The organism is Bartonella sp. ML70XJBT (assembly GCF_028618425.1).
Lineage (GTDB): Bacteria > Pseudomonadota > Alphaproteobacteria > Rhizobiales > Rhizobiaceae > Bartonella.
Window position 1 is genome coordinate 1 of sequence record NZ_JAQISX010000101.1, and the last position, 753, is coordinate 753.

Annotated in this window: 1 protein-coding gene; it reads left to right on the forward strand. The window is 33.1% G+C overall.

What is annotated here, in order from left to right; all coding sequences use genetic code 11:
• Positions 1 to 300: hypothetical protein (locus PVV65_RS09885; RefSeq protein ID WP_273790041.1), on the forward strand; the 300-nt coding region annotated here is incomplete at its 5' end.
• Positions 301 to 753 lie beyond the last annotated feature (453 nt).

Below are 753 nucleotides of genomic sequence, written 5' to 3' on the forward strand. Positions count from 1 at the left end.
GAAATCAACATCACTACCGATTTCTTATGTGATTTGTGGATGGCTGTGTGTAAAGAAGCTAATAGTGAAAATATTGATATTGATACTGAAGATAACTATCACGTTTCTTTAGTAGAGCTTATGGGGGCTCTCGAAAAAGTTTTGTTTTTTAAATTACAAAACGAAATTCCAAATTTTACAAAAATTTTAGCAATTATTACAGAATTCGGTCAATCTGAACCAATTGAATCAATAGTTTCATTGCTAAAAGCTTATAATCCTATTTTTGATAATGTGCATAGCATTAATGAGGCTGCTTAAATAACGCACGGGCGCGGCGGGGGCGCCTGCTTTTTAACTTTAGATTCAATTAGATAAGTATCGAAATGAAAAAAGTTAAAAAAGAGTAAAATTCATATTGACAACAATAGAATCACTTTGTTAAACGAATCAGTAAGTACTTGAAAAACACTTAAAGTTCACAGGGGATGGGTTTTATAATCAATATCTCCTCTGCAAATGTAAAGTTTTGACTCAAGTGTGCTTTATAGCATATAGAGGGAATTGTCGGGTGTGGTTATGCCATACAATACCCTTTCGAGGGAAAAGTGTAACAACGGACTGTGAACCGTGTTTTTCAGCACCCGGCATTCTTTATTGTGTGTCAATGGAAAACAACATAATTTCACAGGAGACAATATTATGTCGCAATACTTAATAGATATAAATCAAACAAATTTAACAAACGTAAATCAAATCAACATAGATGATAGC